Annotated in this window: 1 protein-coding gene; it reads left to right on the forward strand. The window is 41.7% G+C overall.

The features are described 5' to 3' along the window. Window positions 1-295 (forward strand): radical SAM protein (locus HC176_RS19015; RefSeq protein WP_167920527.1); only part of this gene is annotated, 295 nt, incomplete at both ends.

Consider the following 295-nt stretch of genomic DNA (forward strand, 5'->3'; position numbering starts at 1 on the left):
TGGAAGAGATCATTGAACTTTCCAGAACTTTTAGGGATCTGGGCGTAGATACGATCCGGCTTACCGGCGGGGAACCCCTGGTTCGAAAGAATTTTGGCTATTTGGTTGAGGAACTGGCAAAACTTGGAGTGACTTTAAAGATCACCACAAACGGCATTATGCTGGATAAATATCTGGATCTTTTTCAGAAAATCGGCCTTAAGAAAATCAACCTAAGCCTGGATACCCTCGATAAGGCAAAATCGGTCTTTATTACCAAAAGAGACTATTTTGACCGAATCTGGAACAATATTCT

Source organism: Tamlana crocina (assembly GCF_012037625.1).